The 26,908-nt window shown below is 54.8% G+C and carries 25 protein-coding genes and 1 pseudogene; 14 read left to right on the top strand and 12 right to left on the bottom strand.

Annotated features, from left to right (window positions below; all coding sequences use genetic code 11):
* Positions 1-46 precede the first annotated feature (46 nt).
* Complete coding sequence (locus tag HGP16_RS28270; protein WP_168843276.1) at positions 47-1,360, bottom strand: NRAMP family divalent metal transporter; 1,314 nt, start codon at positions 1,358-1,360, stop codon at positions 47-49.
* Positions 1,361-1,688: 328 nt separating this feature from the next.
* On the opposite strand from HGP16_RS28270, the gene HGP16_RS28265 reads away from it, so the two are divergent.
* The 3 genes from HGP16_RS28265 (at position 1,689) to HGP16_RS28255 (ending at position 3,309) form a co-directional block, all read left to right on the top strand.
* Positions 1,689-1,994, top strand: coding sequence for a hypothetical protein (locus tag HGP16_RS28265; protein WP_168843275.1), 306 nt, complete (start codon positions 1,689-1,691; stop codon positions 1,992-1,994).
* 10 nt (positions 1,995-2,004) lie between these two features.
* Positions 2,005-2,463: a universal stress protein gene (locus HGP16_RS28260; RefSeq protein ID WP_168843274.1), complete on the top strand. Its 459-nt coding sequence runs from the start codon at positions 2,005-2,007 to the stop codon at positions 2,461-2,463.
* A gap of 93 nt (positions 2,464-2,556) precedes the next feature.
* Complete coding sequence (locus HGP16_RS28255) at positions 2,557-3,309, top strand: CBS domain-containing protein (RefSeq protein ID WP_312867345.1); 753 nt, start codon at positions 2,557-2,559, stop codon at positions 3,307-3,309.
* Positions 3,310-3,466: 157 nt separating this feature from the next.
* Here the strand turns inward: HGP16_RS28255 and HGP16_RS28250 are convergent, their stop codons facing one another.
* Positions 3,467-5,344 carry a PAS domain-containing sensor histidine kinase gene (locus HGP16_RS28250; RefSeq protein WP_246705622.1) on the bottom strand — a complete coding sequence of 626 codons (1,878 nt, stop codon included), beginning with the start codon at positions 5,342-5,344 and terminating at the stop codon, positions 3,467-3,469.
* Between the two features lie 324 nt (positions 5,345-5,668).
* Between HGP16_RS28250 and HGP16_RS28245 the strand changes: the two genes are divergently transcribed.
* Positions 5,669-6,391, top strand: coding sequence for a response regulator (locus tag HGP16_RS28245; RefSeq protein WP_168843272.1), 723 nt, complete (start codon positions 5,669-5,671; stop codon positions 6,389-6,391).
* Positions 6,392-6,424: 33 nt separating this feature from the next.
* Here the strand turns inward: HGP16_RS28245 and HGP16_RS28240 are convergent, their stop codons facing one another.
* Positions 6,425-7,177: a universal stress protein gene (locus tag HGP16_RS28240; protein ID WP_246705617.1), complete on the bottom strand. Its 753-nt coding sequence runs from the start codon at positions 7,175-7,177 to the stop codon at positions 6,425-6,427.
* Positions 7,178-7,495: 318 nt separating this feature from the next.
* Here HGP16_RS28240 and HGP16_RS28235 point away from each other — a divergent pair, with 318 nt between their 5' ends.
* From HGP16_RS28235 to HGP16_RS28220, 4 genes and pseudogenes are all read left to right on the top strand, one after another.
* Positions 7,496-7,651: an HPP family protein gene (locus HGP16_RS28235; RefSeq protein WP_168843270.1), complete on the top strand. Its 156-nt coding sequence runs from the start codon at positions 7,496-7,498 to the stop codon at positions 7,649-7,651.
* Positions 7,644-8,159, top strand: coding sequence for a CBS domain-containing protein (locus tag HGP16_RS28230; RefSeq protein ID WP_168843269.1), 516 nt, complete (start codon positions 7,644-7,646; stop codon positions 8,157-8,159). The genes HGP16_RS28235 and HGP16_RS28230 overlap by 8 nt, the downstream gene beginning before the upstream one ends.
* Before the next feature lie 100 nt (positions 8,160-8,259).
* Positions 8,260-9,219 (top strand): annotated as a pseudogene (locus HGP16_RS34790) (hypothetical protein).
* Positions 9,220-9,521: 302 nt separating this feature from the next.
* Complete coding sequence (locus tag HGP16_RS28220; RefSeq protein ID WP_168843268.1) at positions 9,522-10,037, top strand: GNAT family N-acetyltransferase; 516 nt, start codon at positions 9,522-9,524, stop codon at positions 10,035-10,037.
* A gap of 261 nt (positions 10,038-10,298) precedes the next feature.
* Here HGP16_RS28220 and HGP16_RS28215 read toward each other — a convergent pair whose 3' ends face one another.
* Both HGP16_RS28215 and HGP16_RS28210 read right to left on the bottom strand, forming a co-directional pair.
* The gene (locus tag HGP16_RS28215) at positions 10,299-11,045 is read right to left on the bottom strand and encodes a helix-turn-helix domain-containing protein (protein WP_168843267.1); all 747 of its coding nucleotides are present in this window, start codon (positions 11,043-11,045) and stop codon (positions 10,299-10,301) included.
* Between the two features lie 112 nt (positions 11,046-11,157).
* Positions 11,158-11,604 (bottom strand): hypothetical protein, encoded by a 447-nt coding sequence (locus HGP16_RS28210; RefSeq protein WP_168843266.1) that lies wholly within the window; start codon positions 11,602-11,604, stop codon positions 11,158-11,160.
* Between the two features lie 142 nt (positions 11,605-11,746).
* Here HGP16_RS28210 and adhP point away from each other — a divergent pair, with 142 nt between their 5' ends.
* Both adhP and HGP16_RS28200 read left to right on the top strand, forming a co-directional pair.
* The gene (gene adhP / locus HGP16_RS28205) at positions 11,747-12,820 is read left to right on the top strand and encodes an alcohol dehydrogenase AdhP (RefSeq protein WP_246705616.1); all 1,074 of its coding nucleotides are present in this window, start codon (positions 11,747-11,749) and stop codon (positions 12,818-12,820) included.
* 276 nt (positions 12,821-13,096) lie between these two features.
* On the top strand, positions 13,097-13,918 hold the full coding sequence (locus HGP16_RS28200; RefSeq protein WP_168843265.1) for a universal stress protein: 822 nt from the start codon (positions 13,097-13,099) through the stop codon (positions 13,916-13,918).
* 246 nt (positions 13,919-14,164) lie between these two features.
* Here HGP16_RS28200 and HGP16_RS28195 read toward each other — a convergent pair whose 3' ends face one another.
* From HGP16_RS28195 to HGP16_RS28175, 5 genes are all read right to left on the bottom strand, one after another.
* Positions 14,165-15,139: an ABC transporter ATP-binding protein gene (locus HGP16_RS28195; protein ID WP_312867341.1), complete on the bottom strand. Its 975-nt coding sequence runs from the start codon at positions 15,137-15,139 to the stop codon at positions 14,165-14,167.
* A gap of 158 nt (positions 15,140-15,297) precedes the next feature.
* A complete protein-coding gene (locus HGP16_RS28190; protein ID WP_168843264.1) occupies positions 15,298-15,756 on the bottom strand; it encodes a host attachment protein in 459 nt (152 codons plus the stop codon).
* Between the two features lie 12 nt (positions 15,757-15,768).
* Positions 15,769-16,167, bottom strand: coding sequence for an SPW repeat protein (locus HGP16_RS28185; RefSeq protein ID WP_168843263.1), 399 nt, complete (start codon positions 16,165-16,167; stop codon positions 15,769-15,771).
* A 93-nt stretch (positions 16,168-16,260) separates the two neighbouring features.
* Complete coding sequence (locus HGP16_RS28180; RefSeq protein WP_168843262.1) at positions 16,261-16,962, bottom strand: CBS domain-containing protein; 702 nt, start codon at positions 16,960-16,962, stop codon at positions 16,261-16,263.
* A gap of 239 nt (positions 16,963-17,201) precedes the next feature.
* Positions 17,202-17,783 carry an NAD(P)H-dependent oxidoreductase gene (locus HGP16_RS28175; RefSeq protein WP_168843261.1) on the bottom strand — a complete coding sequence of 194 codons (582 nt, stop codon included), beginning with the start codon at positions 17,781-17,783 and terminating at the stop codon, positions 17,202-17,204.
* A 258-nt stretch (positions 17,784-18,041) separates the two neighbouring features.
* Here HGP16_RS28175 and HGP16_RS28170 point away from each other — a divergent pair, with 258 nt between their 5' ends.
* The 4 genes from HGP16_RS28170 to HGP16_RS28155 all read left to right on the top strand — a co-directional run bounded on the left by HGP16_RS28170 (position 18,042) and on the right by HGP16_RS28155 (position 23,227).
* A complete protein-coding gene (locus tag HGP16_RS28170) occupies positions 18,042-19,283 on the top strand; it encodes an efflux RND transporter periplasmic adaptor subunit (protein WP_246705615.1) in 1,242 nt (413 codons plus the stop codon).
* A 10-nt stretch (positions 19,284-19,293) separates the two neighbouring features.
* On the top strand, positions 19,294-21,393 hold the full coding sequence (locus HGP16_RS28165) for an ABC transporter permease (protein ID WP_205927577.1): 2,100 nt from the start codon (positions 19,294-19,296) through the stop codon (positions 21,391-21,393).
* A gap of 104 nt (positions 21,394-21,497) precedes the next feature.
* Positions 21,498-21,863 (top strand): SPW repeat protein, encoded by a 366-nt coding sequence (locus HGP16_RS28160; protein ID WP_168843259.1) that lies wholly within the window; start codon positions 21,498-21,500, stop codon positions 21,861-21,863.
* 845 nt (positions 21,864-22,708) lie between these two features.
* A complete protein-coding gene (locus HGP16_RS28155; protein ID WP_168843258.1) occupies positions 22,709-23,227 on the top strand; it encodes an Hsp20/alpha crystallin family protein in 519 nt (172 codons plus the stop codon).
* 212 nt (positions 23,228-23,439) lie between these two features.
* Here HGP16_RS28155 and HGP16_RS28150 read toward each other — a convergent pair whose 3' ends face one another.
* Complete coding sequence (locus tag HGP16_RS28150; protein ID WP_168843257.1) at positions 23,440-24,087, bottom strand: BON domain-containing protein; 648 nt, start codon at positions 24,085-24,087, stop codon at positions 23,440-23,442.
* An 89-nt stretch (positions 24,088-24,176) separates the two neighbouring features.
* Positions 24,177-26,897 (bottom strand): bifunctional acetate--CoA ligase family protein/GNAT family N-acetyltransferase, encoded by a 2,721-nt coding sequence (locus HGP16_RS28145; protein ID WP_168843256.1) that lies wholly within the window; start codon positions 26,895-26,897, stop codon positions 24,177-24,179.
* Between the last annotated feature and the right edge of the window lie 11 nt (positions 26,898-26,908).

Raw genomic sequence — 26,908 nt, 5'->3', positions numbered from 1 at the left:
GCGACGATCTTCCACGTCCTGCTTCACGAAGTGAACACGGAAAAGCCTACCCGGGAAGGAGCATGCAAATGGCTGCCATGCCCATGATGGCAGTCGCAATCCAACCCAGAATTATGACCGATCTAGGGGCGGTCAAATCACCCATAACGGATTTGCTGGAGGCAAGAAGGATCACAACCGCCATGAGGGGGACAGCCACGACGCCGTTGATGACAGCGCTCCAAAACAATGCTCTCATGGGACTGACGGGTGAATATTGGATAATCATCCCGGCAAGCACGCTGATAGCGATCACACTATAGAAACCGCGCGCGTCAGCTGGTTTCAGTTCAAGCCCTTCTCTCCATCCCATCGCTTCGGAAAGAGCATAGGCCCCCGAACCTGCCAGGACCGGCACACCGATCAGACCGACACCTAGAATTCCCATGGCAAACAATAGGAAGGCAAAGTCGCCCGCGAGCGGCTTCAGTGCGCTGGCGGCCTCGGCGGCCGTATTGATCTGGGTAATGCCGGCAACATTGAGTGTCATGGCCGTTGCCAGAATGATGAAGTAGGCAGTGATATTGGAATAGAACATTCCACTCCATGTGTCCCAGCGAATGCGTCGCAGTTCCGCATTGGCGCTCGGGCTGTCCTTTTTGAGGGCAACGCCACCCCACTTGCGCTCCATATCTTCAACTTCTTCTGACGCCTGCCAAAAGAAGAGATATGGGCTGATGGTCGTACCGAAAACTCCCGTAACGACCGCCGCGGCATCAGAACTGAACGAAAGGTTGGGCCATATTGTCTTCAAGCCAACCTCGCCCCAGGGAACATGCATCGTAAACAAGACTGCGGCATAGGCGAGCAACGACAGTGTCAACCATTTGAGAAACACAACATAGCGGTGATAGGGAACGAAAACCTGAAGCAGCAAGGTGGCAATCACAAAGAAGATCGTCATGGCATGACGGTTGATGCCGATAACCAGTTCCGCGACTTCGCCCATGGCGGCGACGTCGGAGCCAATATTCAGAATGTTGGCGACAAGTAGAAGCGCTACGACGCCTCGAAGTATCGACGGTGGAAAGGCCAACTTGATATTTGCCGCCAGCCCTTTGCCGGTCACCCGTCCAATCCGCGCGCACATGGATTGGATTGCAGCCATCAAGGGGAAGGTGAGCGGCATCGTCCACAGCATGTTAAGCCCGAATTGCGCCCCCGCTTGCGAATAGGTCGCGATTCCGCTCGGGTCGTCATCGGCAACTCCGGTGATCAAACCAGGTCCGACGCGTGCAAGCGGATGCTCCCTCAGGCGAGACCAGAACACGCTTGTGATCTTCATATGCCAGGTTTGGCCAGTATTTTCAGGAGATGCCATAGGCGCTTTATCCTCCAGCCGGCCAAGCGATTTTCGCCCACCTCAAGCAATCCGCGGTTGCGGCAGTTTGCATCGGTCTCAAAACGTTCCGATATCGACTACCATCGCCGTCACCACAGTATTCGGCATTGCGTTGGATCAAGAAGTGCGATCGAGGGCTGCCTGCCTTTCGGCCAGTGCTCAGCATTCTTCTGGGTATCAAGCGAATTCGCGCTTCTTTGATTGCGATCAATGCTCAGCCGGACCGCTGGGACCATGATTGCAAGCAGTCTCAGCCTGTCGTGCAACCTCGGAAGAATACAAAGGTGCCATATCGGAGGGAGAGCGAATGCCCCATAACCCTGTCACCAACCGAAACGAGGAAGCGCTCCTCGCTGCTGCTGGTTATGCGCCGATGCACAGCGACCATTGCGATTTTCGCCTTACCCGCCTGGACGAAGTGCGTTGGCAGATCAATGCGGTTTCTCCTCGCGCTGAGGCATGGATGCGCGAGACCTTATTGTCCCCCCTGGCTCAATGCTTCACCGGCGATATCGTCGTTGACGTGATGAGTGCCGATCGGCTTCTCAAGGAAGCGCATGCGAGGGGGTTGCGGACGGAATTCATCTGCCGCTCGGGCATCGACATATTTTAAGGAGGCGGCAATGTATGCACGGATCATCTGCGCAATCGGACTTGGGTCGCGTGAACGCGCCGAACATCTTCTGCGAACGTCGTACTCGTTGTTGGCACCAGAAGGCGAATTGACGGTGGCGCATATCGTCGAGCGCTTCCCCGCTGAGCAGAAATGTCCCGACAGCTGGGCAATTTCGGTGATCGGTGAGGCGGAGGAAAAGCTCAGCACACTGTGCAATAATCTCGACATACCGGCTTTCGTTCATGTGCGATCCGGGTCTGCGTCGCGAACGCTATTGAAGATCGCCGAGGAAAGAGAGGCGGATTTGATCGTCGTCGCCGCCCACGCCTCGGATATATTCGACCACATCTTTGGCTCGACCGTCGACTACATCGTACGTCACGCCAGATCTTCCGTGCTTATCGACCGAATTGGCGCACGTCAGGTTGCCACAGCGGAACGCGCAACGACGAGACGTGAGAGCTAAGTCAGACAATATTTCCAAGCGTAACCAAACCCCAGCACCGTTCTATTGATCGCGATCAAGGTAAGGCCCACGGGGCCGGATATTCTTCCGTCAATGACATGCCCGACGTCCTCGGCATGCATCGTCAAGAGAGTGAGGAATAAAACCATGCTTATCCACGCGGTCATGACATCGCCTGTAATATCGGTCCGACCCGAAACGCCCGTCGCTGAAGCCGCAATGATAATGCTCGACAACCATATCAGCGGTCTTCCGGTCATCGATGACATCGGCGATCTGGTTGGCATCATTAGCGAAGGCGACTTCGTCCGGCGCGCCGAACTGCGAACAGAACGCAAGCGCACCTGGCTAGTCGATTTTCTGACAAGCCCGGGAAAGCTGGCTGATGAATACGCCCAGACCCATGGTCGCACGGTTGGGGAGGTTATGAGCTGCGATGTTGTGACGGTCACGCCGACAACAATGCTCGACGAGGCGGTCGATCTCATGGAAAAACACCACGTCAAACGTCTTCCCGTACTGTCACGCGGCGTGCTGGTGGGGATCGTTTCTCGATCCGATCTTCTGAAGACGCTCCTGGACAAGCTTCCACCCGCGCAGGCATCGAAGGAGAAAGATCAGGAGATCGAAGCAGCGATCACAAGAGAACTGGCTGCACAGAGCTGGGGGCGGAGTGGCTCTATCCATGTCAAAGTCGTAGACGGGGTGGCCGAGCTTTCCGGTGGAATACTCGATGAGCGAGAACGCCTCGCGGCAAAGATCGCTGCCGAAAACACTCCGGGCGTGCGCGCCGTCTGCGACCAGCTCGTCTATATCGATCCCCTTATCGGCGTTGGCATGATCTAAATCTGAAACGAACCAAACACGGCCTCGCCTTGCCAGTGATGCCTCTCCAGATCTCATCCGACGCTGACTGTGGCGGCAATAACGTGATGCTTTGCTTTGGATATCTCTGTCATGCGTTGGACGAGGCAGAATCTTATCTCGTCCAAGCCGATTTCAATCAATCAAGAAGCTCGCGCAAGCGCAAGGCAAGCTCGCGCGCGGTGTAGGGTTTCTTCAGCCAACTCCCCAGCTGAGCCAACTCCTTTTCTGCGATAATCGGCTCCGCATAACCGGACGTGAAGAGTATCTTGATCTGTGGATGAGTCATGCGCACCCGGCGCGCCAACTCGTCACCAGTGAGTTCGCCTGGCATGACGATGTCGGTAAGCAACAATGCAATATCCGGCGTATCCTCGAGCTGTGCGAGAGCTTGTTCACCATCCGCAGCTTCGACAACGCGATAGCCGGCATCGAACAGTCTGGCAACCATCACACGGCGAACACGAGCGTCGTCTTCGACCACCAGAATCTTCTCAAAACCACGCGGAATATCATCCAGCCTTGCAGGCTCTGAGCGAATATCCCTCAAACCGGCTTGCGCGCTCTGCGACTTGGCGGTTGGCAGAAATACGCGCACGCTGGTTCCCTGTCCGATCTCGCTATAGAGCTGCACATGACCACCCGACTGCTTGGCAAAACCGTAAACCATGCTGAGCCCCAATCCGGTTCCCGCGCCGACCCCCTTAGTCGTGAAAAACGGTTCAAACGCACGCTCCAGTACGTCCTTGGACATACCAGCTCCCGTGTCGGTGACTGCCACCAACACATATTCGCCCGGCCGCACCTGTGGATACATCTGTGCATAATCCGCGTCGAGACGTACCCTCGAAATCTCGACGGAAAGGCGCCCTCCCCGGGGCATCGCATCGCGCGCATTGAGAATCAGATTGAGCAGCGCGCTTTGGAACTGAGGTCCATCCACAAGCGCATGATTTTGCCCACCGCTGATGATGGTTCGCAGCTCGATCGTCTCCCCGAGGGTGCGGCGTAGAAGATCGGAAAAGCCGGAAAGATGCCGGCCGATATCCAGAACCGTCGGATTAAGGGGCTGCCTGCGCCCGAAGGCGAGCAACTGGCCAGTCAGCTTTGCGCCATCGTCTGCCGCATCCTGGGCTTCCCCCACCAGCATTTTGAGCGCGGGATCACTTATTTTGCCTTCGAGCATTTCAAGATTGCCGCTGATGACGGTCAGAAGATTATTGAAATCGTGGGCTAGACCGCCGGTCAACTGCCCGATCGCCTCCATCTTCTGCGATTGGCGCAATTCTTCCTCGATCTTGTGTCGGCTTGTTAGATCCCGGATGAAGCCCGTGAAAATCCGATTGCCGTCCATCGCGACCTCGCCGACCGACAGTTCCATCGGAAAGATCGAGCCATCCTTGCGCAAGCCACTGACAACGCGCCCATAGCCGATAATGCGGCGCTCACCGGTGTTCAGATAGCGTGACAAATAGCTGTCATGCGCCTCCCGATCGGGGGAAGGCATCAACAACTTGACATTTTTCCCCACGACTTCTGGGGAGGAATAGCCAAAGAGGCGCTCGGCAGCGGTACTGAATGAAGCGATGATTCCAGCCGAATCAATGACGATCATAGCCTCGGGAACCGTGTCCAGTATCGATCTCAAGTGGGCCTCACGGGTTGCTAGATCGGCCTGAGTTCGCTTCAAATCGGTGATGTCATTGTTTGTCTGCACGACTACCTGTCTTGAAGGATCGCCGACAGACACCTTGACCCAGCGACTGACGACGAAAATGCGCTCGCCCTTCTTATTGTAGTGGATGAGTTCGCCTTGCCACATGCCTTGCTCTGCAACATGCGCACGGATTGCTTCGAGGGAAATTGGCATTTCAGTGTGCAACAGCTCATGCACCACTTTACCGACCGCCTCTTCCTGGCTCCATCCGTAGAGATGTTCACATCCCGCACTCCAGCGGCTGATGACGCCGTCGAAGCCATGGACAATAATATAGGCCCCCGTCAGGATGCGGGCCATGTCGTCCAAACCACTCTCGCTTGTGTTTGAAGATACGCTTTGGTCGTTCATATCGTTCACAATCTAATCATCTGAATGGTTCCTGGGAAAGAACCGCCGTTGGTCATTCACTGGTCTATCGCGATAAAATGCGAGCGCAATAGCCGATGTTGATAGTCTCCGGTTCGTCGGGTTGGTGAAACGTGACAGAGCTTCGCCATTTCCCTTTAGAAAAAATATCGCTACGCCATCGCGTGACTTGCGAACATGCCACATGATATAAATATTTTTGCGACTATATCGTGCTGGTTGCGGGCATGCTCACATTTCTCCGAGGTTTGTGCAATGATTTCTGAACAGCGGCGGCAAGACCATCTTCTCGTCGTCGACGACGATCAAAGAATTTGCCAGATGTTGACACGCTATTTCGAAGACGAGGGATATCAGGTCACCACCGCTTCGGATGGTGCCGAAATGCGCCTGCGGCTAAAGCAAGATGTCTTCGACATGATTTTGCTCGATCTCATGCTGCCGACCGGCGAGGACGGCTTGACGCTTGCCAAGGAAATTCGCATGCAATCGGACGTTCCGATCATCATGCTGACCGGCCGCGACGATGTGGTCGACCGGATCGTCGGGCTGGAGATAGGGGCAGACGACTATATCGCCAAGCCTTTTCATTTGCGCGAGGTACATGCGCGAATGAAGACCATCTTCCGTCGACGCGTCCCCGCATCGAAGCCGGAAGCCAAGCAGGAGGATATCATTCATTTCGACGACTGGCAGCTGAATTTTGATCGCCGCCAGCTCATTGCCGGTGACGGTAGTGAAATGCAGCTGACAACAGGTGAATTCGACATGCTGGCGGCCTTAGTCCGCCATGCCGGGCGCGTGCTCGGCCGCGAACGGCTCATGGATTTGACGCGAGGACGCAATCTGGAGGCATTCGACCGCTCGATTGATGCCCAGATCGGGCGCTTACGGAAGAAGATCGAGGAGGATCCCAAACACCCCAAGCTGATCAAATCGGTGCGCGGCGTTGGATACGTCTTCACAGTCCGCCTGTGAATGGCATCCTCACAGATTTGCGGATCGGCAGCTCTATCGGCCAAGAAATATCGGCAATTTCGCATGCTCCAGCATGGCGCGGGTGACACCGCCGAAGATTCTTTCCCGCATTCGCGAGTGGCCATAGGCTCCCATGACAATCAGATCCGCGCTGATGTCGACCCCATGTCGTTGTAATGCCTCGTCGGCTGATCGCTTTCCGCTTGCGATAACATCAACGGTCACGTTCACTCCCTGCCGAGCCAGATAGGTGGCAATATCGGCGCCCGGTTCCTCACCCTGCAGGCCAGGCAGGGCGACTGGGTCGACCATGGCGACGTGCACGCGCTCGGCTGCCTTTAGGATATCAAGTGCCTTATGAACCGCGTCGGCGGCCTCCTGACCCGCATCCCAGGCAATCATGACGGTGCGTGGCGGCCATACCGGCGAAGAATCCTTCGGCACGATGAGAGCCGGCGTTGGAGAATGGAACAGCACGCCGTCGATCGCAAATCCTCTGAGATCTTCGTCCGCCGTCATTTCCGAACCGATGATTGTCATATCGGCATACATGGCTCGTTGCCCGAGCAAATCCGGGGCCCATGGGAAGTCGCAGAAAAACTCCTGAACTTCATAGGATATGCCAGAAGCAGTGAGCTTGGCTCGAGCCGTTTCGATCTTCTCGCCGAGCAGTGTTGCCTCGCGGTCGCGTTCATCGAACCAAATACTCGCGGTTTCACCCGCATAGCCGCTATAGGGAGGCATCGCACCGAATGCGACGACGAGGAGGACAAGATGAGCTTCCATAATCATGCTCAGCGAGATTGCTGCTTGCAGATCCTGATCACCGTGACGAGCGGCGGTGACGCACAATAGTGTTTTGCATGGCATCGACTTTGCCCTCGATTAGCGATTTGAATGACGTCACACTAGGCATTTTGTCTTGCAGGTACTTTGATCGGCATCAACAAGCCCATTCAAAGACCGCTTACGAAGGCGCTTGATCATCTGCCGACGGAGTTTGACGCCGATCAATGATCAAGCGCAGATTTCTGGTGAATTTGGTGGCGTTCCGGCGATCGCTATTCGATCCGGACAGCCCGTTTTCAATTGGGAGTGCTCACCATGTTGGCTCGCGACGTTATGACAGCGAAGGTCATCACGATTGATGCCAGTGCAGGTATCGGCCACGCGATCCGGTTGATGATCGACAATCGCGTCAGCGGTTTGCCTGTGATCGACGATCGGGGCGATGTCTGCGGCGTCATCACGGATGGGTGATTTGCTGGGACGCTGCGAAATCAATTCAGTTCCTCCGATTACGGAAGGTTTAGCCGATTGCGGAATCCGCAACTATATCAAAAATAGGGCATGGCGTGTCGCCGACATCATGACCCCCAACCTCGTCGCGGTCTCACCTGATACCCCCGTTTCAATCGTCGCAAAGCTCATGGCCGCCCACAACATCAAGCGCGTCCTTGTTCTTGACCAGAGCCATCTCATCGGGCTCGTGAGCCGTCGTGACCTCCTGATCGCGCTTGTCGAGACAAAACCCGATGTCATCGCTTCCGGAGACGATGCGCTCAGGTTGGCTATTGCGACGCGATTGAAGAGCGAGCTGGGCCTGGATAACCACAGGATCAATGTCGCGGTTCGAAACGCGCGGGTCTCACTAACAGGAACTATTGATTCTGAACTGCAACGCCAAGCGATCAAGGTCCTCGTCGAACGCATCAGGGGCACAAGCGGCCTTGTCGATGGCCTTCAGATTGCATCGCAAAACGCATGAAACCCACCCCAATGCTTGCTTGATCACAAACCGAGCAGTCGAGGTATCGCGCAACTGCCAATCAGGCTTTTCCAGGCATGCGAGCTCCAACAAGATCGATATTGAAACCACCTTCCAGCTCATAACCTTCAATGAGGACTCGTCCAGCGTTAAAATCGGCCTGTGCGAAGTCCGTCACGATACGGCGATCGATATCGCTCGAGCGGTGATTGATTTCCGCAGGCGGCCCTTGACCTTCCATCTGCCAGACGGACCAGCTTGCCTCAATCTGCCGCTGAAGGCGGCGCCGGGCGATGAACTTCATATGATCACCGAGGAAAATGTCTGACCTTCTCGGCAGGCATATGGATCTGTCGATGCTCCGCGGCGTAGGTCACCGTATCGGATACACGTTCCACGCTACACCTTTCACGGGCTGTCTCATCAATTCATCATACCGGCGTTGCGACAACCGGCACCTAGGCTGGCAGCTGGCAAGGTCGTTGTCGCCCATATCGGCAGCGGCGCCAGTTTACGCGCGCTTGATGGTGTCATAAGTCGCGATGGCAGCATGGGATTTTCCACACTGGATGGCATATGGCCGTTGCGGGGTGCTTGATCCCAGTGCTTTGCCATACATCTTGGGAGCCAAGGGTCGCAGCCTACGCGATATCGAGGACATGGTCTATTGCCATTCCGGACTGCTCGGCGTCTCCGGTATCAGTGCCGATACGCGCGACCTGTTGACCGACGATAGCGCGCAGGTAAAGCAGGCCCTCGAACTCTTCGCGCTTCGTATTGCCGGGAAAGTCGCCGAATGGAGGCAACGCTTTGCGGTCTCGACGGGCTTGTCTTTACGGCTGGCATGGGCGAGCATCAACCGCAAATTCGCGCGATGGCGGCACGCCATCTTGCCTGGCTCCGGCTTGAGCTGGAGGCAGTTGCTAATATGCGAAACGCGATGGTCGTCCATTCAGCGCAAAGTCGCCTTGCCGCATATGTGATTCCGACGGGCGACGAGCGGGTCATGGCCAATGAAACCCTTTCGCTATTGCAATTGACGAGCGAAACCAGGATGTGAAGCGTGTGCTGAGGCTCGCGCCTCGCATGACAATCTCAAAGATCGCTTATCGGAGCCGAACCTGTCCCAATGGACATCGAGGCTCCCAAATCGTCGCTCCGCAAGTTTGATCCACCGCAAGGCTGATCCGTGCGACCGCGGATAAAACAAATCCTGCGATCAGTGTCTGCATGTGCAGTTCATGGTAGGCAACCCGATAAAGGATTTATGTCGTGCACAGAGCGCTTACAAGGGTTCGATTTTGCCGTCAGATATCCACGTTGGGCAAATAAGACGTCATTTTGGACAAGAAGGAGACTGCGATGCCAGAAGAAAAATGGAACATCACGACGCGGGAAGGCCTGCAGGTGACGGTTAGGCCGGCAGGTATCGAAGACGAAGAGCTCATGATCCAGCTTTTCGATCATGTCAGTCCACAGGACCTGCGCTTCCGTTTTCTATCAGCCGTCAAACATGTTTCGCGAAAGCAGATTGCTGACCTGATCGGTGCAGATCACAAGGCCATAGAAAGCTATCTCGCTTTCCCTGGGAACTCTACTACGCCCGTTGCGACGGCCGTGTTGGCATGTGATCACCAAAAAAAACGTGGTGAAGTCGCCATTACCGTGCGCAGCGACTTCAAGGGTCACGGCCTTGGTTGGGAACTTCTGGGCCTGATGGTGAAAGAAGCCAGACAGCGGGGCTTGGAAAAGATCGAGTCGATGGAAGACAGAAGTAATTACGACGCCATCGAACTAGAGGAGAACATGGGCTTCAAGGCTGAAGCCTGCCCGGGCGATCCTACACTTCTTCTCTTGTCGAAATCGCTGACCGCATGAGTTGCAATCTTTAAGACGATATATCCTCCATCGGTTTCCGCATCCGATTTTCAAGCCCGCACGAATGTATCGCGCGCAAACGGAATCTTCGTTCTTTAGCCCCTAGGGGCCATACGGGCCCTAAGGGCTTGATAGTCAAGACAATCCCGATGAGAGTGCGGCATCTATTAGAAGAGCTGTCCTCATTGAAGTTGGGGCGCCAGCGTATCACATTGATTGCGACACGTCCGCGCCCCAATTCCCCGGATAGCCAACACGATGCTAGTGGCGGCGCTGGGCCATCATAGTTCTGCCGTTATTTCCGACGTCATCATCTTCGTATTCTGCTGCTTGATGCGCGAGACCGGCCCTGCTGAGGACCTTGATACCGTGACGACCGCATACGCTGATGATCCCCTTACTGGACAATTTCGTCACCGTTCGTGACACTGTCTCGATCGTCAGCCCTAGATAATCCGCAATATCCAGCCGCGTCATGGGCAGCGCGATCACGCCGCGCAAACCACCATGGGCTTCATCGGATTGCAATTGGCGCAGAAGAAAACTAGCAAGACGCTCCTCAGCGCTTTTGCAAGATAGCAGCACCATTTGATCTTGCGCTGCGGCAACCTCGTCACAAACCCTCGAAAACACCAGAGGGCGAAGCTGCGGGGACGTCGCAAGCTCCTCTTCGAAAGACCGCTTGGTTACTCGTCGGAACGTGACCTCATCGATCGCCTCAGCGCTATAGAGATACCGATTCTTGAATGAAACGCCCACCGCATCGCCACTTCTCAGGAAGCCTGTAATGACGCGTCGGCCATCTGACAGCAACCGGCAGATCCGAAGGTTTCCTTCAACCAGTGAAAAGACGTGTTTCGCAGGGTCGCCTTCGAAGAACACAATTTGCCCCGGCTGCGCGTGTTCGAGAGGCTGCCTGCAAAATATGCCATTGAAATCAGATAGTTCTGCGGCGGCGGACGTATCGCCTCTCACGTCGCGAACCATATGCAGATTGCTCGTCAGCATGCCCGTTACTCCTTTAAATCAATGAAGAGCAATTGACGGTTTTCGCGTGACAGGGAAACGCCAGCCATGTGCCAATTGGTGCGAATTTGTAACTGAATGTAACAGCGCCAGCTCAGTCGCCGAGAGATTGAATAGGGGCAGGTTTGAGGCAGTGCATCAGGCCGTGATCCCAGCGATTGCAGAAGGAAAGATCATCAAGCCTGTCAAGCACATCGGGTGACCAGGTCCAGATGCGTATGAAGTCGCAACGCTGAACGATCGCACGGCGTTTGGCCTCCAGGAAGAGCGATTCGGCGATGGCTTTTTCGTTCGTGACACTACCGACAATCAAGATCGGAACGTCAAGCAGCTTATGCGCAATCGGATGCATACGCACAAGCGAGAAGGTCAATCCACGAATGTAACCAGCGCCATCGGTCACCACCATCGTCGCATAGCCCTGCTCAACGATGACTTGCCAGCGTTCGACGCTAATCTCCGGGCCGAAAGCCCGAAGAAAGGCCAAAGCCTGGACAACCTGACCTCCCCTCATGGGGTTGAGCGTGTAGTTACCTCTCATCGGCCTCACCTCATGATTGATCCGTAAGTGGATAATGGAAGCCAGTCAGCGCAACTTGCGTCATTGCGGCAGATCAATGTTGCGCCCGCACATTGCGGCAGATTTGTAAAGTGGTGTTAATTTGATCTGGACGGAGATTTCCATGGATAAATTCATGCGGGCAGCGATCGTAAGAGAGTTCGGCAGGCCTTTGACGATCGAACAGGTGCCGGTGCCGCAGCCAGGCCCGGGCGAGATTCTCGTCAAGGTCAAAGCCTGTGGCGTCTGTCACACGGATCTGCATGCAGCCGATGGCGACTGGCCGGTGCGTCCCAGATTGCCCTTTATACCGGGACACGAAGTTGCCGGCGTTGTTGCGGCGATCGGACCAGGCGTCACCAATGTGAAGGAGGGCGACCGTGTGGGTGTCGCGTGGCTGCACGATGCTTGCCTGCAATGCGAATATTGCGAGACAGGATGGGAAACACTATGCGATCATCAGCACAATACCGGATATAGCTGCGATGGCGGCTTTGCCGATTATGTCATCGCCAAAGCGGCCTTCGCCGCCCATCTTCCCGGCCACATGGATTTCGCCGAAATAGCGCCCATTTTGTGTGCCGGCGTCACGACATATAAGGGGTTGAAGGAGACGGAAGCAAAACCTGGCGAATGGGTTGTCATCTCTGGCGTGGGTGGCCTCGGGCACGTCGCAATTCAGTATGCCAAGGCAATGGGATTGAAAGTAATTGCTCTCGACATTGCGCCGCCGAAGCTCATTCTTGCGCGCATGGCCGGAGCCGATATCGCCATCAACGCCACGGTGCCGGATACGGTCTCGGAAGTGATGAAGGTTACCAATGGGGGTGCCCACGGCGTCCTTGTGACAGCGGTCTCGCCGACCGCGTTTTCGCAGGCCCTGTCGTTGGTTCGCAAGAAGGGTACCATCAGCCTGGTAGGTCTGCCGCCTGGCCAGTTCGCCACTCCGATCTTCGACGTCGTCCTTAAGCGCATCACGGTTCGCGGGTCGATCGTCGGAACACGTCGAGATCTCGACGAGGCGATAGCTTTTGCCGCCGATCACAAAGTCAAGGTCGCCGTCCGCCGTGCCCCCCTCGAAGACATCAACCAAGTGTTCAGCGATCTGAAGCAAGGGCGCATCGATGGGCGCATCGTCCTGGATATGGCGATGGAAGCGGCAACGCAAAAAATTGGAACCGAACCGCTCTATGCTTGAAAAACGGAAAGACTTTCTAGCAGATCGGAATCAATATCGTGGCTTTGCCCGCTCAATCGACGCTCCAGATGCGATCATTCTCACACCGGGGGTTTGTCTGAGCGCGGCTACCCTATTCGACGGCTTTCACCAAAAAGATGCCGCCGCGTTCCAGCCAACGACGCTGGCCCGATCTCTGTGCAGACTTTGACGCAGGTCACGGCATTGCCGCGGCAGCGATCCGATCATGATAGCCGATTAACGGCTTTTGCCCAGAGCCAACAAAGGAAACAGCTCATGACATTCAAATCTATTCTGGTTCATTTGGATATCGAGGCACGCGCAGAAAGACGTATAGCCTTCGCACTTCAGCTAGCGGGCAGATTCGATGCCGAACTGAACTGTGCCTGCTTTGCCGATCCCACATTCGCACTCGCTATGGGGCGCAGCGCAGCTTTAGCTGTCAATATCATGCGCCGGGACGCGGCCGCCATTGAAGCTCGACAGCGGGATTTGCATGAACAGATCATGCAAAATGCTCCATTCCGAACGCACGTCGAATGGTTCGCTGAAATCACCGACCCGACAACGACGATCATCAAGCGAGCCCGCTGTGCCGATCTCGTGGTGCTTTTTCGCCTCGACAAGGGGCATGCATACGACAGTCACCGAACCGCAGATCAGGGTGCCGTCTTGCTATCCGCCGGCCGCCCTTTGCTGATTCCCTCTCCGACAATGAATGCTTTGGTGCCACGTACGGTCGTGGTTGCCTGGAAAGATACCAGGGAAACGAGACGGTCGATAGCTGACGCGATACCTTTGCTTCAGCAAGCCGAAGATGTCGTACTGTTGAGCGTTCGGGAGACAGATTACGACAATGATCCTGCCGAGGATATCATGCACTATCTCATTCGGTATAATGTTCGAGCGCGACGCCTGATTGAACCGCTGCGGCTAGGAAGCACCGGCGAAGCGATCATCGATATTGCAACAGAACTTCAAGCTGATCTGATCGTTGCCGGCGGTTACGGGCATAGTCGCTTCAGGGAGCGGATATTCGGCGGTGTCACGCAGCATCTGCTTCAGCATTGCCCGCAGCATCTGCTTTTGTCGAATTGATGCAATAGCTCCGTGCAAAGAGTTCGAAGCTGACCGCGTTATTCGACGATGTAACCTCATCGTAATGGCAAGCGGCGATTGATCGACACCAAATCGCTGAACCGGACCTGCCGAGAAGAGGTGACGCCGCAGCGTATAGGCACCTTCTTGTGCTCTGTTGGCGCGGCGGTGGCCCATGTGCAGCAAACTCTGGACGACCGCTCGCCCTGATTGTCGAACAGGCTGCGACTTTCGGCATACCTCACATTAGGTGGCCAACGACGATTTCACACCCGGCGGCACGACGACGATTTGACTTGATCCGACGGCAACTTTGCTTGCATCGCGGATCAAGGCATATTTGACCTGCGTTGCCTTCAGATCACGATACCAATCCACCAGCGCGCTCCACGGATCGGTCAACTTGGAAAGGCCAGACAAAAAGGCGACGACTGTGCCGATCTCGGTCTTTCCAGTTACGACATAGTAGCCTCCCAGAACGAAAATTCCGACATAACCCAGTTGGATCATCAGATTCATCATGAAGTTCATGGTAAACTTCAGTTTATAGATGCTCATATTGGTGGAAAAGAGCGCCTGGATGCGCTGCGCCTGTGCAGCGGAGGCTTCGTCGGTATCGACATGCTCCATCATGCCCTCGCTGATTTCACGCATTACGCTAACCTTTGTTCCAATCCGGCGATTGATTGCTGACTGCATGAGGGGAACAAAGCCAAACTGTGGACAATAGACAACAGCGATGGCAAGTGCCATCAATGGCTGGAGAAAAATGAGATAGCCGCCGACGGTAAGCAGGATTCCCACCTGCAGAAGAGGCTCGGAAATACTGGTGCCGACAAAGCCGCCCACAGGCTCTGCCTCGGCCAGGACGATTGAAAGCTGAATGCTTTCGGCGACGACCTCGACCGATGATCCGTCCTGATGCGCTGACGTTGCCAGGGTCCGCCCACGCAGCCATAGAATTGCAGTCTCGGCGATCCAACCGCGATAAATATTGAGTATGAGTTTTATAGTACCCTCTGCAGCAACAAGACCAAGATAGCCAAGCGCAAGCAACAGAATGACGCGATAAGCAGCGCCAGCCGTCGCGGCATTCACGATGCGTCTTTGCAGTTCCAGAGGTGCGGCCTCGACAACGAAAAGCACAATGGAAATCACCGCGAGCGCAAATTGATGGCGTCGTCCCATTATCAAAATAAAGCCAAATAGGCTTTTGGGCACTTTAGGCTCCTTGATCCGCTGATTGGCGCGACAGAGGGATATCAAGCCAACTGCGATGCGCCAGCACTGGTTCCGTATTCGGGAGATCTATCAAGCGGCGATCAGCATTCCAAGGTGAGGCTTGCCAGCCGGTCGCCAGTCGCGAATGAAAAAGCGCTTCAAATATCAGCTTGACGCTGCAAGTGAGCCTCGATTTCATAGACAGGCAACTTTGTAAGATCCTTGTTGACGACCGCCTTCATCGCGTTCATGGCGGCTGCACTCATATATTTGCGCAGGAAACCCAGCGTCCTTGGCGGTGCGACCAGTACGAAATTGGCAATGACGCCGCCACTTACATACTCGTCGAGACGATCGGCGATTTTTGTGACGAATTCCTCCTCCGCCTTGTCATGAAGATCCGTGGACTCGACGGAGCTGCGCGCTCCACCTTCGGATGCATAAACCCGGCCTGGTCGATCAGTGCCTAAATCGTGCGTCGCCTTAGACGCCTCGTGGTAGACGTCGACCTCAACCAGGTTGAGGAAGTGTCCGTCACCGTCGTTGCGTAGGAAAAGCGCCCTGGCTCCGTCACAGACGATAACCCAGCATTTCTGGCCAATTTTGAATTCGCTCATACTCGATCTCCTTTACATGTGTCTCTTTTTGCCTGGATCGTATGTGGGAAACGAGCCAAGTGCCTTTGCTTTGCCAAGGCCCCATGGCTGCGAGACAAACGATGCGGCGGGAAAGAACACCAGGGTAGCGCAGATAAGGCTGATCCAAGCCACTCCATCCACCGCAGAAACGCCGATCATCCAAGGCGACAGAGCAAGCCATGCCGCCAACACGATCCGCTCCCATTCCAACGCAGCTCTATCCCGTACGGTAGCGCTGCAAAGCAACAATAGTCCCGTCAGTGCAAGATTGACGGTTGAAACCCCTAAGCCAGGAAGGTCTGGACAGAGAAAAATCAGCGCGAAGGATGCAACGACAAGTACAATGCCGATCATGTTTGTCATGTAGTCGCCTAGAGCGTGATTTGGCATGGCTGTCTCCAATGATTTCCGATAGCATATGAGGTCCGCGAATTTGCGCATTGCGGTCGGTCGGTTCGGCGGCACGACAAGTAGCGTGATCGTTCAAGGCATCGACATGGCGACGCCGATGTAGGGGTCGATCCAGGTCAAGCAATCCTTGACAGCCTTTACTCCCGGGACATTTTCGGCAAGAACCTTGGCAGCTAGGCGCTCGCGCTCGTCAAAAATGGAACCTGAGAGTTCAGCGGTCCCGTCCTTGACATTCACATGGATGAAGCCGTTCTGGCTCCAGCTTCGTTTTCCAAGTTCGGCAATGATGAGCGCTTCAATCTCGGCATCGCTGTGCGGCTTCGCTTTATCGGCAAGAATGTCGGCAAGAGCGCGCAGCAGGTCGGAACGCGTAACAATGCCGACGAGCTTTTCCCCATCGACGACCGGCAGCCGATTGATGCCGTCGCGTTCCATCATCTCGACGGCGTCACTGACCAGCGCTTGAGGCGAAATCGTCTTTGCCGGCGACGTCATCACTTCTCCGACCAGCCTGCCATGGGCATGCACATATTCATCCGCGAGCCGCCCCGGACTAACAAAAAACTCAAGAAAGGCTGAGCGTTGCCGTTCGGTATCGAGTTCACCTCGCCGCAAGAAATCCCCTTCGCTGACAATGCCGACAATCGCGCTGTTGTCGTCGACGACTGGAAGCCCGCTTATGTGATTGTCCAATAGCACTTTCGCAGCCTGTGCGATCGATGAGGATGATCTAACCGTTATGGGTGTCCGTGTCATGATATCCTGAATGAGCATGGGTCTTCTCCATTTGAATTGATGATGGACGTGAGGCCGGTCCGTATCATGGCATTTCCGCTTGAAACCCCACCGGTCGCTGTGGCTTGGACTGACATTCACGGAGCAACGCGTTCGAAGCCTAGCTAACCAATAATGCGGACATCCCGTTTGCGGGTTGATCGAGGTCAAACTCTTAAAGCAAATCTGGTCTCAATCGCTCTCGAGCGCGCTTGAATAAGGGCGATGGCGACAAGGCGTCACGACCCACGGCGACCAAGCATCTCCACCTGGGCAAGCCATCGCTCTCTTCTTCGCTTACCAGCTTGCTCGACCATCCCAAAATACGTTTGGCGGACGGGACGAATTCCTGCGAAATTCAGAATGCTTCGGCGCAGGACATTTATACCATGCGCGCCGAACCAGAAGCGATAGACCGTCGCTGGCATCCCCATAGTGACGATAATTCGCGCCGTGCAGCCACCAAGCAGTTCTTTGGCTCCGCCATCTTGATATTGAAAGGCAAGGCCGGGTCGAAACAGCTGTTCCAGAAACGCCTTGAGAAGAGCCGGCATGGTGCCGAGCCATAGCGGAAAGACGAAAACGATGTGCTCTGCCCATTGGAGCGCCTCACCAGCAGGAACAAGAGATTGAGGCAAGGTTCCATTCTCAAACGCCTCGCGTGAACGCAGCAACGGAAAATCCAACTGTGAGATGTCCAACCGGCGCAGCATAAAACCCGCTTCGGCGGCTCCCGCCGCATAGGAATCGGCAAGAGCTCCGCAAAGATGCTTATCATGGCCGTTCGGATGCGCTTCAATGATCAGTATGTGTCGTGACAAGATCGCATCTCCTGCTTCCAAGCAAGAACGGTCGTGAAGGGAATGTCCATGCGCAACAACCGCGTGCCCACACCTGGCCTAATCACCGTAGACTGATCTTTCGATCGACATTTATCATCTTCAGTTTAGCCGATCCGACCTTGATCTATCGCAATCCGGCAGAATGGCGAACCGCCCTCGTGTTCATAATTTTTGAGCGGCATCAATGCGCATTTATCTCCTTCTATCGCATGGTTACATCACGAAGGAGCAACGCACATGGACAATCCGGTTGAAGCATTAGCGCAACGAGACGTCATCTCTTCGCTTTCAGGCAACAAAATCAAGAAGGGGAACTCGGGATGGTTCTGGCTCGCGATAACGACCGTCTTCCTCGGTGGAGTTGCCCTCTTTTCGATATGGGAGCGCGCTCGACAGCCGCAACTGCCTTCATATGAGACGGTTATGCTCGACAGAGGCGATATCGCACGGCAGGTGATGGCAACGGGCACGGTCAATCCACAGCTGACGATCATCGTCGGTAGCTATGTGTCCGGACCGATTACGGAGATCCGCTGCGACTACAATACAATGGTCAAAGCCGGCCAGGTTTGCGCCACTATTGACGCGCGCCCCTACCAAACCATCGTCGATCAGGATAATGCCGATCTATTTGTGGCCGTGGCCCAACTCAGAAAGGATCAGGCCAATCTGACTTACACTCAATTGAGCTATCAGCGTAACCTGCGGCTGAAGGATACGGATGCAGTCTCCCAAGACACGGTGGATGTTGCCAGAAACCTCGTGGATCAAGCAGCGGCGCAGGTCGGCCTCGACCAGGCGACGATCGAGCAGCGCAAGGCGGCGCTTTCAGCCGCCCGGATCAATCTTGATTACACAAATATCAAATCTCCGGTCGATGGCGTCGTGGTTTCGCGCAACGTGACGCAGGGGCAGACAGTGGCAGCAAGCTTCCAGACGCCGACGCTTTTCCTCATTGCCACTGATCTTACCAGAATGCAGGTTGATACCAACATCAGCGAAAGTGACATCGGCGGGCTCAAGAATGGCCAGGCGGCCACGTTTACGGTCGATGCGTTTCCAGATCGCGTCTTCAACGGCATCGTCACGCAGGTCCGGCAATCACCGCAGACCGTTCAGAATGTCGTAACCTTTGACGCCGTGGTCACGATCGACAATGCGGATCTCCACCTCAAACCTGGGATGACCGCCTCCCTCAATATTGTGACCGATCGGCAAAAGAATACATTGCGCGTTCCGAGCCAAGCCCTGCGCTTTGAACCGAAGGCATCTGCTGTTCCACATCCCGCCGAAGGCAAGTTCGATCATGTCTGGGTGGAACGCGACGGCACCCTGAGGATGGTTCCGGTGAAAGCCGGGATCAGTGATGAATCTTACACAGCAATTGCCGATGGCGACCTGCACGCGGGGGATAAGGTTGTTGTCGGACAGCTTACTCCGGTGAATGCGTCGACAAGCTTTCGCTTCTTCAGATTCTAGGTACACCGTCATGAATTGCTCAGCCAATCCGCCAATCATAGTCTTGAAGGATATTGCCAGGACGTTCACGGTTGGCGACGTGCAGATTTCGGCCGTTCAGGGCGTTACGCTGACGATAAACCGGGGCGAGTTTGTTGCGATCATAGGCTCTTCGGGCTCTGGAAAATCGACGTTGATGTCGATTCTCGGCTGCCTTGACCAGCCTGGCGCTGGTCATTATTTATTTGAGGGTCTGGATGTTGCCAAGCTCAGCGAGCCGGATCTGGCCGCAATACGCAGCGACCGTCTCGGATTCGTTTTTCAAAGCTTCAACCTCTTGCCGCGCACGGGCGCCCTGGAGAACGTCTGTCTGCCACTTTACTATGCCGGCACAAGTTCTCTCACTCATACAGCCATGGTCGATCGCGCTCGCTTAGCGCTCGAAAGAATGGGCCTTGGCGATCGACAATACAACACGCCCGGGCAATTGTCTGGCGGCCAGCAACAGCGGGTCGCCATCGCGCGTGCATTGATCAATGCGCCGGGCCTGCTACTTGCGGATGAACCAACGGGCAATCTGGATACGAAGACCTCGCGGGAAATCATGGACATAATGGTGACCCTCAATCGTCGTGACGGCGTAACGATCGTGCTAGTTACCCATGAACAGGACATGGCCGCTTATGCCGATCGCATCATCACCATGCGTGATGGCAAGATCATTTCCGACGAGCGCAAACCGATGCCGCGGGCCGTTGAAGCCCATGACATACGGCATTTTCATCCGCCAGGCCAATCGGAAACCCGCTCCGGCTTCAAGACCGCCTTCTCGTTCGGTGTCATGGCGTTGGGTGCTGCCGCGCAAGCAATCATGCGCAACAAGATGCGCTCGCTACTGACAATGCTCGGTGTCTTTATAGGAGTGGCAGCGCTCATCGTGATGGTTGCAGTGGGTCAAGGAGCAAATATCGCGGTCATGAAACAGATCGAGAGCCTTGGTACGAACGTAGTCGTGGTAATACCGGGAGCGGTAACCGGTGGCGGTTTGCGCAGTGGTTTTGGCAGTGCCAGCACATTGACCGTTGCGGATGCGAGGGCACTCTCCAAAGAAGCGCCCATTGCAGATATCGGTTATCTCATTCGCCAACAGGGGCAGATCACCTATAACGGCAACAATTGGACCACCAGCATTCAAGGTGTCAGTGAATCCTACGCTGCCATCACCAACTGGCATATCTCTGCGGGAGCCACGATCAGTAGGGGAAACGAGCAGAATGAAGCTCTAGTCGCCGTCATCGGTCAAACGGTCGTTCATCAATTGTTTGGAGCCGGCGAGAATCCCATAGGGGCGACGATCAGGATCAGAAACGTACCCATGCGCGTCATTGGGCTCTTGGCGCCGAAAGGCCAGTCGGCCATGGGTCAGGATCAGGACGATATCGTATTGATTCCATTTACGACAGCCGAGCGTCGCGTCCTGGGGGCAGCGGCACCGCTCCAGGCGCAGACGCAGAGCAATTGGGCCTATTTGCCGGCGCCTAATCCCTATGGCTTGCAACAGCGCCTGACGGGCTTCGCCAATCTTCTGTTCGTCCAGGCGAGAAGCCCCGATCAGGTGAGTGAGGTCATAACCGTCATCAATGCCGTCCTCATCCGCCGTCACAACATCAGGACGATCGAAGGCAAGGATTTCGACGTTCGCAATCTCAGCCAGTTTGCCGAAACCGCCAAGAGCAGCAGCCGCATAATGGCACTGCTTCTTGCAGCCGTCGCCTCGATTTCTCTGCTTGTGGGCGGCATAGGCATCATGAATATTCTCCTGGTGTCCGTAACCGAGCGCACCCGGGAAATCGGGCTTCGAATGGCGATTGGAGCCAGGCGTCTACATATCCTGCTGCAATTTCTGGCCGAGGCGATCTTTCTCAGTGTTACGGGTGGCCTTGCGGGAATTGGTATGGGGATCGGAATATCGTTGGTCATCTCACAGGTTTCGAATTGGCCAGCCTCCTTGTCGGTTGTCGCAATTGCCGGCGGGTTTCTCTTCTCGGTAGTGGTTGGCGTCTTCTTCGGCTATTATCCCGCCCACAAGGCCGCCAACCTCAATCCCATTGAGGCCCTTAGATATGAATAGCGGTTAAAGTCCCTGTGCGTTGCAAGTTCAAGCAAAAACGAAATGCAACAGGCGCCGGACCAGCGACCAGATTTTAGGCAGATCTAAACACCAAGGAGAGGGAAATGCAAAGTCGGCGTTGGCAAGATCACACAATATTCGTTCTCGGCCTATGGTTGATCGTAACACCCTGGAGCCTTGGAGCATATGGCTCCGATTCCCTACCTGCTGGAGCCGCAGCATGGAGTTTCTTTTTCTGCGGCTTACTCGTTGCCGCCTTGGGAGGACTTGCATATGCGTCCCGTTATGTCTGGGAAGATAGGCTGGATGTTCTGCTCGGTCTCTGGCTTATCGTTTCTCCATGGATCTTGGAATTTACTGATCGCGTATTGCTAACCTGGAATGCGCTGCTTGCGGGGTTGCTACTGACGATCCTGGCAGTTTGGGTTCTTTGGAGAAAACATCTGACGGATATCTCAGGAAAGAAATGAAATGTCTGACTTCTGATTTTCTCATTAAATGACAGAAAGATTGTCAAATCATCGCTAGCGGACGGGAGACAAGCATTGTTGCCAGAGCATCAATTTATTGGTTAAAGGTTTTGATACCGCGCTTTGGTTTTTATCAAACATATTTAATACCAGTACCAAATGATGGGGCATTTTTTCTCGAACACGATTGTATTGAGTATGTTTCCTACCACATTTCGGTTTTCTCATGGCTCATTCAATTCATTGCCTATCTATCAACGAACTAGGCAATGTCGAATTCAATTGAGAGAGTTCTGCAAATGCGTTTTTTCTTGAAAAAGATCGCTTTTAGGCTGGATAAATATCACTGATATTACCGTAGCTATCATGATTACGAGAATGATCATTAGAAGATGGTCGAGCACAAACCAGCGCAACCAGCGCAAACTGTCATGTAAGTACACCATATTCATAGCCTTGAGATCATCATTTTTTATTGCCCAAATATTCGAATTTCACGGTTGTCGAAGAATTCCTATATGCTTGACTACCGATTTTATACGACGACGATCATAATCTCTGTTGTCTACGATCACATTGCTCAGCATCAATTGCACCAGTTTCTGCGTAAAATTGACGACTTTATCCGATAGAACTCGCGACGCATAGGCGGAAGCAGTGGCTTCTGCCAGGCCAATCGTCTCGTTGTTGGGAAATCGAGAGGACCGGTTTGACGACGATCAATGCCGAAAAGGTACTTATCTATTTCACTATCAATGCCGGGAAGGCGCACGATGTCCGTTGCCGGCAATCGTGGCGACTAGGCTGATCGCCACCTCACTTTTTTCACCAAGAGGAGAATAGAAATGGCCGATACTGCTACTAAGCTGCCTATAAAAACCGATGAAAAAACTCTTACGGCCCGGGATCAGGGATGGTTCCCCTTCGAAAATCTGAGAAGGGAGGTTGATCGCCTGTTCGATGACTTTACGCCGGCGTTTTGGCATCGCCCTTTCGGACGCCTGTCTCAAGCCAAGTCGTTTTCGATCATCACAGCGCCGGCCGTCGATGTGATCGAGAAGGAAAATGCTTATGAAATAACGGCGGAATTGCCGGGTATCGACGCCAAGAACGTCGATGTAAAGCTTTCCAACAGTACTCTTTCCATCAAAGGCGAAAAAGAGGAAACGAAGGAAGAAAAGGAAAAGGAATATTTCCTGTCGGAGCGCCGCTTCGGCTCCTTTCAGCGAAACTTCCAGCTTCCGGAAGGTATTGACGCCGCAAAAATCGAAGCATCCTTTGCTAACGGCGTATTGACCGTCGTACTGCCCAAGACTGCAGAGGCACGCAAAGGCGAGCGCAAGATTGCCATCAAGGCTTCCTGATTGAATCGGCCGCGTCAACACTTACAGCAGGCAAGATGATCGGTCTTGCCTGCTTATTTTTCGGATTGTTCGGTTCGTTTGAAGATTGATCGTCTCGTTGAATCGCTCAAACGGGTAGACTTCCCGATCCGACTTGACCGATCAAAAGCGAATGGCGCCTGCAGAAGCTCAAGACCCGCAGGCGCTCAACGGTGAAGCATGAGCTTGGGAAATCAACCGATTGTCAGGTGGTTTTCAACGGCAATCACGCCAGGCACCGACCAGACCGCCCGCTCGGCTGCGCTGCGTTCGCTCCACGCATGCACGGCACCTTCCAAGGCAACTCGCCCCTCTATGATATCGACCCGAATGCGGTCAGCCTCTACCTCCGCGTTGCGTCGCAAGGCGCCTTCAATTCGGCCTTTGATATCCGCAATCATTGAGCTGGGCCGAATGCTAAGGAGATTTGAGACACCTGTCACGCCGCCTAGCTTCTTGACCGCGTTCTCCGCCGCCAGACGCTGGAAATGCCAAGGCACCTCACCCGAAAGCGTCACCCAGCCGCGCTGGACCTTGACATCGATAAGACCGTCCGGCAACGCCGTATCCCATTCGATAATGTCGAGCGCTCTCGAAGCGATCTCATCATCGGCGTGCATTTTTCGTCCCGCATAGCGCACCTCGATTTCCTCAGCGATGGCGCGCACACCGCGCACGCGCTTGACGGCGCTTTCCGCCGCGGACTTTTCCGCATAGCTGCCGACGTGGCCAGAAAGGGTGACGACGCCGTTCGTGACCGCGACACCGATATTGGCTGCATCTATGCTGGGGTCAAATTGCAGTTCGTCCATGACGTCCTGTCGCAAGGAAAGATCATTCATCGCACTTCTCCGATTGGCTGGAAACAACTTGAGGCGGACCTCAAAGGTATGATTGCTTTTTCGTGGGTCGTGTCATTGCGCTCAATCAATCAAACGGCATGCGCCTGTGGGACGGGAACATTATCACCTAGAACGGACAAGTCGCGATCCGGCAGCGACAGCTGAACCTGCCGGAGACCCACGTCCCCAGATGAGGCCGCTATCGCAAAACCTACTTTGCGACAGAAATTCAGCATCTTGAAATTGTCGGGCAGGACCGAACCACGGATCTCTTTCAGACCTTGCGCGTTAGCAAAGTCAACAAGCTTGCGCAAAAGGATCCTTCCCAGTCCTATTCGCTGGCGGTCGCTTCGCACAAGTAGACCAAAATCACCAGATTCCTTGGCATCGTCTATTGCAAGCCGAGCGACACCAACAATCTGCCCATCTATATCGGTCGCCACGAAGGCCATTTCACGCTCGTAGTCGATATGCGTCATGCGCACGACAGTTGCATTGGAAAGCTTCGTCTGTCCAAAGAATCGGGCGCGTGTGTCCGAGGGCGAAGTGCGCTCCAGCATAGCGCTATAAGCATGTGCATCCATGGGGCGAATGGGGCGCAATGTGAAGGCTTGGTCGTTCAGGCTGATCCGTTCCGTCCACTCACCAGGATATGGCTTAATAACAAGATTGCGATTCGGCGCGGTCTCATTCAGACGAAGAAGATCGATTTCGATGCGCGCATCCATTGCCACTGCGACCTCATTTCCGGCAGCCAAGGGATTGATATCGATCGCTCGAATGAAGGGAAAATCGATCGCGATTTGCGATAGGGCTAGAAGCGTCTTTCTGATGGCATCCATATTTGCCGGCCGAACATGACGGAACCCCCGTAACAATCTCGACACTCTGGTTTGGCTGATTAGATCCGCGGCCAATGCGTCGTCGAGCGGCGGCAGAGACACGGCGACATCATCAAGCTGCTCAATCGCGATTCCACCGGCGCCGAAGGCGATGACCGGCCCGAAAACCGGATCAACGGAGAGGCCGGCGAATAATTCGATGCCGTTTTCCATCTCAATCATCGGCTCTACGACGAAGCCGTCGATTTGCGTCTCCAGTCCGGCAGCGTTAACCCTTTTTTGCATGTCGCGCGCAGCGCGGCATGCGGCAACCCGGCTGTGGATATCGAGGGCGACGCCGCCGAGTTCGGATTTATGCGTTATGGAGCGCGATAGAAGCTTGACGACGATAGATTGGTGCTTGCGAAGCATCATTGCGGCAAGCGGGCCGACTGCCGCAACATTTCCTGCGATCGAGCATTCGGCAACCGGGATTTGATAGGACCTTAGGACCGTCTTCGCCTCTGCCTCGGTCAGCATCGTTCGCGATTGGCGTGCCACCGCCTCCATCAACTGCCGCGCCGCACTTCTGTTCGCTTCCAGTTCAAAGGTGGTGGCAATATGGGTCAACGCGTCCTGCCGTCGTCCCCATTCGCCCAGAATATGCAGTGCCGCAATAGCGTCGTCGGGCATGCCGTAGTCGGGAATACCTGCGGCGCGCAGAACGAGGCGGCCCTGACGACTGGCTCGCCCCCCCAGAAGACAGGCCAGCAGTGGCTTGCCCCTCCATTCGTTTGTTTGCACCGCGCTAACGACGGCTGCAGCTGTCGCGATCGGTTCTGCCGCTCGGACTGGGCAATGCAGCGCAAGAACGGCATCGACATTCGGATCACGTGCCGCAATCTTGATGGCTTCGGCAATCTGTGCCGGCGTTGCATCTCCCAAGACATCCACTGGATTGCTTCGCGACCAGCCTGTGGAAAGGATGCGATCAAGGTCATTTATCGTTTGGTCGCTTAAAGTTGCCAGGCATTCGCCGCGATCAAGAAGACTATCGACGGCGAGAACGCCTGCACCGCCACCATTGGTGACTATTCCCACGCGCAAGGATTTCGCGGGACGAACTTTCTGCGTAATTTCTGCGGCAGCGAGAAGTTCCGATAGGCTTTTGACGGGGATGATGCCTGCGCGCCTGAGTACGGCATCAATGATGCGGGCGTTCCCTATCAATGCGCCTGTATGTGTCATGGCGGCTTTTGCGGCTTCAAGGTGCCTGCCTGGCACGATGGCGATCAGCGGCTTTTGGCGACCCGCCGCGCGTGCGGCAGATATGAACTTCCTCGGATTGGGAATGGATTCCAGATACATGACGATCGCCGTTGTCTGATGATCCGCAGCTAGAAAGTCGATCGCATCACCTGCATCGACATCGATCATATCGCCTAGGGAAAGAACCTTGGAGAAGCCTATCGAGTGATCACAAGCCCAGTCGAGAAGTGAACTGACAATGGCTCCTGATTGTGAGATCAGTCCAATTTTACCTGTTTGCGCGCCTGTCAGGACGAAACTCAGATTGAGCCTCGCTTCCGGAAGAATAAGGCCGACAACGTTGGGTCCGAAAATGCGCAGACCATATGGCTTAGATGCCTCCAGAATGGTATGCCTCAGCTCATTGTTGAGATTTCCGGTAACGATGACGGCAACTTTTGTCCCCTTTTCTCCAAGCTCATGAACAAGGGGAGCGACGGTACGGGCCGGCGTCGCGATCACAGCGATATCTGGCGCCTGTGGAAGAGCCGCGACATCTCTAAAACACCTGCGTCCGACGATACGACTGTATTTCGGATTAACCGGCCACACTTCTCCCGAAAATCCACCATCGATGACATTCCGCAAGATTTTTGACCCGATCGCATCCTGACGTGTTGATGCACCGATAATGGCCACTGAATACGGGTTGGACAACGCGGCGAGATTCTTGATGGACATCGCGATGCGCC

The sequence above is a fragment of the Rhizobium sp. P40RR-XXII genome (assembly GCF_012641405.1).
Lineage (GTDB): Bacteria > Pseudomonadota > Alphaproteobacteria > Rhizobiales > Rhizobiaceae > Rhizobium.
Note: the sequence above shows the minus strand (reverse complement) of the source record. Positions and strands in the feature narration are given on the sequence as shown.